We start from the raw sequence: 6,907 nt of genomic DNA, 5'->3' as shown, positions 1-6,907 counted from the left end.
TCACTGTGGTCGCGCTGGCGGATGCTGTTGCAGCGTGGGGCGCTGGCCGCCGTCGCCTTGCTGCTCTATCTGCCTATCACGCGGCTGCTGGTGGCGGGGGAGTACAGTCAGCAGCATGGCCAGATGCTGGCCTTCGCCGACCCTCAGGGCTTGCTGGCGGGTCTCGAGCACAACCTGAGCGTGGCGCTGGGCGCGCTGCGTGAGGGGCTGGGGCAGGTCACGTTGCTGCTCAGTCTGGCGCTGCTGGCCGGGGCAGCGCTGTTGCGACTCCTGCCTCGCGGCGCGCCTTTACGTCACGCCGAGGCCGCTGGCGCCCCCGAGGGCAGGTCTCGCTCGGCGCGCCAGCTATCGCTGCAGCGCATGAGCTGGGCCCTGTGGGCACTGCTGCTGGTTCCCGCCCTGTGGGGGCCGATGCTGTTGCTGGCCGAGCCGGTATTTCATTCGCGCACACTGATCGCCTGGGGGCCGCTGCTGGGTGGCGCCCTGATGCTGGCACTGAGCGTGAGAGCAAGAGAGAGCGTGAGAGCGAGTGCCGACGCCAGCGCAACGCCGAGCATGACGGAAGCGGCCAATACGCAGCGCAAGACACCTGTCTGGCGGCGTGTGATGCAGTGCCCGTTGAAGCCGTGTCTGTTGATCATCGCCTGTCTGTTGCTGGTGCGCCATGGGGTGATCTTCGCCGCCTGGAGCAATGCGCTGGCCGCCCAACAGGGCCATGAGACACAGCTGGCGCGCACTCTGGTGGCCCAGGCGCGGGAGCAGGGCCTGCCGCTGGACTCGCCCCGCGACGCCGAGCGCTACCAGCCGCGCGATGCCTTGCCGGTACTGGTGCTGGGCGATGCGCCAGTGGCGCCACTGGCGCGGGTCGCTCGCCAGCAGGTGGCGGCCGTAGGCCAGAATCTGGTTGCCGCCTTCACGCCCGACAACTACTGGGCCGTGGTGCGGCTGCGGCTGGCGGGCGCCAGCGCGGTGACCTTGCTGCGCGATGAGGCGCTCAAGGCACGCCTGCAAGCGCGGTCGCCCTGTGCGCCTGGCGATGCTGTCAGTCAGACCTCCGATCAGCCCACCAGCCAGCCTACCGGGCAGTCCTCAGCCCCTTCATCCGCTCAATCTCAAGTGCAGTCTCAAGTGCCGTCGCCAGCGCTGTCGCTGCAAGAGGGAGTCTGGGTGATCGATTTCCGCAAGCCTCGCCAATGTGATTAGGCCATGCGAGTCACTCATGTGCCCAGGCCATGCGGGGGCTCATGTGAGGGAGGGACCATGACAGCGTGAGTCAGTGAGGACAAGTTGCCATGAACGACAACGCCGCCCCGAGGGGCGGCGTTGTCGTATTGCCGATATGAACGGCAATAGGTACAGGCTTCAACAGTGTCTTGTCACACCTCGATCAGGCGTGGTTCTCGACCTTGTCGAATTCCGTGGTGATTTCATCAGCCGGTGCTGCGCTCATGATGCTGACCACGTAGATGGCGATGTAGGCGAAGATGACGCCCGGCACGATCTCGTAGAGATCGAAGATGCCACCGGAAAGCTGCTTCCAGACCACCACGGTCACGCCACCGACGATGATGCCGGCCAGCGCGCCGAAGCGGTTCATGCGACGCCAGTACAGCGACATGATCAGAGCCGGACCGAAGGCGGCACCGAAGCCGGCCCAGGCGTAGGACACCAGACCCAGCACGCTGGAGTTCGGGTCCAGCGCCAGGATCCAGGCGATGATGGCGATACCGACCACCGCGAAGCGACCGACCCACACCAGCTCTGACTGGGTCGCATCCTTCTTGAACAGCGCTTTGTAGAAGTCATCGGCCAGGGCAGAGGACGACACCAGCAGCTGGGAGTCAGCGGTGGACATCACGGCAGCCAGGATGGCGGCCAGCAGCACGCCGGCAACCGCCGGGTGGAAGATGAAGTTCACCATGACCATGAAGATCTTCTCGCTGTCGGCCAGGTCCTTCGGCACGTAGACGAGACCCAGCAGGCCGATGCAGATGGCCGCGAACAGACCCAGCGCAGACCAGACGACGGCGATGGTGCGGGCCGCGCCGATGTCCTTCTCGCTGCGGATGGCCGCGAAACGCGCCAGGATATGCGGCTGACCGAAGTAGCCCAGGCCCCACGCCAGTGAGGAGACGATGCCGACCAGGGTCAGCGCTTCGCCGGTGGAGGCGTCACGGAACCATTCCAGCAGCAGCGGGTTCTCGGCGGTGATGCGCGAGGTCGCTTCTGCCACGCCACCCATGTCGGTGAGTGCCACGATGGGCACCACGATCAGGGCAACAGCCATCATCAGACCCTGGATGAGGTCAGTCCACGACACGGCGAGGAAGCCGCCGAAGAAGGTGTAGGACACGATGGCGATGGTACCGACGGTCACGGCGATGGTGTAGTCGAGGCCGAAGACGGTCTCGAACAGCTTGCCACCTGCCACCAGACCGGAGCTGGTGTAGAAGAGGAAGAACAGCAGGATGAAGACGGCCGAGATGACGCGCAACATCTTGGAGTTGTCGCGGAAGCGCTTCTCGAAGTAATCCGGCAGGGTCAACGAGTCGCTGGCGACGAAGCTGTAGATACGCAGGCGCTTGGCGACGATCAGCCAGTTGAGCCAGGTACCGGCCAGCAGACCGATGCCGATCCAGGCAGCGGACAGGCCGCTGAGGTAGGCAGCGCCGGGCAGGCCCAGCAGCAGCCAGCCGGACATGTCAGATGCACCGGCGGAAATGGCGGATGTCCAGGGGCCCAATGAGCGGCCACCCAGGATGTAATCCGACATGTTGGAGGTGCGCTTGTAGGCCAGCAGGCCAATGCCGAGCATCACCGCCAGATAGATAGCGAACGTGATGAGTATGGTGGGGCTGTTATCGACCATCGTGGAGTAAATCCTTTGCATTTATTGTTGTCGGACGGCGAGCGTCGTGATGATTCACTGCCAGTGACGGTTCCTGTCAGACCGTCGCCGGGAGTCCTGCGTCATGCATCGAACGTCCTTCGAGGGCCTTGTCGCGGTGGCTCTCGCAAGTTCCTGCCAATCTTGTACGTTCAGACTAGCGCATAAACGAATCTTCTGACGTTCGTCCGTCCCCGCATATTGCCGTCGAGTCAAAAGGGGAAACGGCAACGGACACCGCAGGGCACGAGCATGAGGGGCCAGTCGCTGGCGATTCATGTCCGTGGGCGTCCCTGTCGGTGTCCGGGGCAGATGACGGCCTGGCGTGCTCGCCGTCATCCACTGGGCATCGTCCTGATGCCCTGTCACCTGGCTACCTCATGCACGTCCAGCATGCAGTCTTCCGCCAGGCATGACCTCTGCTGCTGCCGCGAGAGCAGGCAGCGTCGGTCATTCGTCGCCCATGGCGAGAAGAGACGCGTTGCCGCCGAGAGCCGTGGTGTTGACGGTACGGGTCTTCTCGGTAGCGAAGCGGTGCAGGTAGTGCGGGCCGCCGGCTTTCGGGCCAGTACCAGAGAAGCCCTGGCCACCAAACGGCTGTACACCTACCACAGCACCGATGATATTCCTGTTGACGTAGACATTACCAACACGAATTTTCTGTGCAACGGCATTAGCAAAACTTTCGTTTCGCGAATGCACACCGAAGGTCAGGCCGTAGCCGAGGCCATTGATGGTATCGATGACCTTGTCCACTTCGCCGCCTTTCCAGGTCGCGATGTGCAGGACCGGACCGAACTGCTCGCTTTCCAGGCTATCGATGCCATCGATGCGCAGGGCGACCGGCGCGACGAAGGTGCCGTGCTCGGTGATGGTCTTGTCGACGGCGGCTTCGGCGATCACGCGGCCCTGGCTGCGATATTCCTCGATGTGCTTGAGCAGACCGGCACGCGCTTCCTCGTCGATGACCGGGCCGACGTCGGTGCCCAGGTCACGCGGGTCGCCGATCTTCAGCTCGTCCATCGCGCCCTTGAGCAGGCCGATGACGCGCTCGGCGACGTCTTCCTGCACGTAGAGCACACGCAGGGCGGAACAGCGCTGACCGGCACTCTGGAAGGCGGACTGCATCACGTCATTGACGACCTGCTCCGGCAGGGCGGTGGAGTCGACGATCATGGCGTTGAGGCCACCGGTCTCGGCGATCAGCGTCGGCAGCGGAGCGTTCTCACGCGCGGCCAGCGAGCGGTTGATGATCTGTGCGGTCTGGGTGGAGCCGGTGAAGCACACGCCAGTGATGCGCGGGTCGCTGGACAGCACGCTACCCACGGTCGGGCCATCGCCCGGCAGCAGCTGGACGACATCGTGCGGCATGCCGGCTTCGCGCAGCAGTTCGACCACGCGGTGAGCGACCAGCGAGGTCTGCTCGGCGGGCTTTGCGACCACGGTGTTGCCGGTGACGGCGGCGGCGACCATCTGGCCGCAGAAGATCGCGACCGGGAAGTTCCACGGGCTGATGCAGGCGAATACGCCCTTGCCGCCGAGCATGATCTGGTTGTGCTCGCCGGTCGGGCCCTGCAGCTCGGTCGGCTCGGCGAAGTCGGCACGCGCACGGTTGGCGTAGTAACGGCAGAAGTCGACCGCTTCACGGATCTCGGCGATGCCGTCGGTCAGCAGCTTGCCACCCTCGCGGGAGCACAGGGTCATCAGCTCGGCGGTGTGGGTTTCCATCAGGTCACCGAAGCGCTCGAGAATCGCGGCGCGTTCCTCGACCGGCGTCTGCTCCCAGCGCGGGAAGGCAGCCCAGGCAGCGTCGATGGCCTTGGAAGCTTCCTCGGCGCTGGTCCACTGCACGTGGCCCAGGGTGTCACGACGGTCGAACGGGCAGGTGACGGCCTGACGACGCTCGGCATTGACCTCGACATCGAAGGCCAGCTGCGGACGCACGTCGTAGGTGGTGTCCATGTGCGTGGCCATCTCGTCGATCAGCGGCTGGTACTGGCTATTGATGTTCAGATTGATGCCCCGTGAATTCAGGCGGTCTGCGCCATAGATGTTCGGCGGCAGCGCGATGCGTGGGTTGTGGTAGGTCTTGTACTGATTGAGCGTGACCACCGGGTGGGTGCACAGGCTCTCGACCGGCACGCGCGGGTCGACCAGCTGGTGAACGAACGAGGAGTTGGCCCCGTTCTCCAGCAGACGACGCACCAGGTACGGGAGCAGGTCCTTGTGCGCGCCGACCGGCGCATAGATACGGCACCAGGTTCCCTTGGGGGCGCGCTTGAGCGCGGCTTCATACAGGGCTTCGCCCATGCCGTGCAGACGCTGGAATTCGAACTGACGTGTCTCGCCGGCGTTGGCCACATCCAGGATGGTGCTGATGGTGTGGGCATTGTGGGTGGCGAACTGCGGGTAGATGCGTCCGCGAGTGTTCTCGGACAGCAGGAAGCGCACGCAGACCAGGTAGCTGACGTCGGTGGAGGCCTTGCGGGTGAACACCGGATAGCCTTCGACACCCAGCTCCTGGGATTCCTTGATCTCGCTGTCCCAGTAGGCGCCCTTGACCAGACGCAGCGGGATCTCGTCGCCTTGCAGGTCGGCGATGCGGTTCAGGTACTGCAGGGTCGGCAGGGCACGCGTCGAGTAGGCCTGCACGACGAGGCCGAACTTGCCCCAGCCACGGCAGGTGTCGCTCTCGTAGACGGCGCGGAACACCTCCAGCGAGATCTCGAGGCGATCGACTTCCTCGGCATCGATGGTGATGGCGACGTTCAGCTCGCGGGCGATGCCGGCCAGTTCACGCACGCTTGCCACCAGCTCTTCCAGCACCTGCTCACGACGGCCGAATTCATAGCGCGGATGCAGAGCGGACAGCTTGATGGAGACGGACGGCGACGGGGTGCCTTCCTTCAGCTTGCGCGAGGTTTCGCCGACGGTGCGGATGGCACGCGCGTAGTCGTCGAAGTAGCCCTTGGCGTCGTCGCGGGTACAGGCCGCTTCGCCCAGCATGTCGTAGGAATAGGTGTAGCCCTTGTCGAACAGCGGCTGGGAGCGCTTGAGCGCTTCCTTGATGTCGCGGCCCAGCACGAACTGCTTGCCCATCACCTTCATCGCCTGGTACATGGCGCGGCGGATGACCGGCTCGCCGAGACGATTGACCATGCGGTTGATGAAGGTGGCCGGCTTGCCGTCGCCCTTGGGCAGATCCATCTTGATGACGTTGCCGGTCATCAGAAGGCCCCAGGTGGAGGCGTTGACGAACCAGGACTCGCTCTGGCCCAGGTGGGACTTCCAGTCGGCCACGCCGAGCTTGTCCTCGATCAGCGCATCGGCGGTTTCCTTGTCCGGAATGCGCAGCAGCGCCTCGGCCAGGCACATCAGCAGCACGCCTTCCTGGGTGTCGAGGCTGTACTGCTGCAGCAGCTCGTCGATGGAATCGACGGCGGTGTCCATGGTGCGGATCTCGCGGACCAGCTCGGCCGTCTTGTCGCCGATGCGCTTGGCATCCTTGTCTTCGGCGTTCAGCAGCCCGACCAGCTCGCTGACGTAGGCGCTTTCATCGACCAGGTAGTGGTCGCTTAAGCGCGCGAACAGCGCCTCCGGAGACTGCTGCCAGGTGCTGGCGGCCAGCATCTGGTCACTGCGCAGGATGTTGTCCTTGAGCACATTGCCCTTGAGAACCCCTTGCTTGTCGTTTGTCGAGGACTGCGGGGACGTGGCTGTGGACGTGGCCGAGGCGATCGCGGCATTCACTGCACTGGACTGATCGGAGGGAGTGGAGGTGGTCATGGTGCGAACCCCTTGCTGCTGGGCGTCGAAGCGCCGAATGGGATTGCCGAGTCACAGCGCCGGGAGTGATGCAGAACGCATCAGAAAGCGCGACAGCGGCACGTCTGGATGTATGACTGAGAATGTAGGGTGGCGCAGGGGGGCGGGTCTTTCCAATTTCTCGGCTGCGCATGTCAAATTCACGGGCATGTCAGAAAAGTGACACGCTTCTCCGACCTTTGTCGAAGGCTGTGC

At 64.2% G+C, this 6,907-nt stretch carries 3 protein-coding genes; 1 reads left to right on the top strand and 2 read right to left on the bottom strand.

Annotated elements, in window-relative coordinates:
• The coding region (locus AC4FAH_RS05815; protein ID WP_490245762.1) for a hypothetical protein at positions 1-1,203 on the top strand (1,203 nt) is incomplete at its 5' end.
• Between the two features lie 184 nt (positions 1,204-1,387).
• On the opposite strand, the gene putP is transcribed toward AC4FAH_RS05815, so the two are convergent.
• The gene (gene putP, locus AC4FAH_RS05810; RefSeq protein ID WP_107335200.1) at positions 1,388-2,869 is read right to left on the bottom strand and encodes a sodium/proline symporter PutP; all 1,482 of its coding nucleotides are present in this window, start codon (positions 2,867-2,869) and stop codon (positions 1,388-1,390) included.
• A gap of 468 nt (positions 2,870-3,337) precedes the next feature.
• Complete coding sequence (gene putA / locus AC4FAH_RS05805; protein WP_286987612.1) at positions 3,338-6,517, bottom strand: bifunctional proline dehydrogenase/L-glutamate gamma-semialdehyde dehydrogenase PutA; 3,180 nt, start codon at positions 6,515-6,517, stop codon at positions 3,338-3,340.
• Positions 6,518-6,907 lie beyond the last annotated feature (390 nt).

Source organism: Cobetia sp. (assembly GCF_983723665.1).
The sequence above is the reverse complement of the archived record's forward strand: the minus strand, read 5'-3'. Positions and strand labels throughout refer to the sequence as shown.

What these genes read in the sequence shown, in the direction of transcription:
- putP (WP_107335200.1), bottom strand. Translation starts at nt 2,869, where the DNA reads ATGGTCGATAACAGCCCCACCATACTCATCACGTTCGCTATCTATCTG.
- putA (WP_286987612.1), bottom strand. Translation starts at nt 6,517, where the DNA reads ATGCTGGCCGCCAGCACCTGGCAGCAGTCTCCGGAGGCGCTGTTCGCG.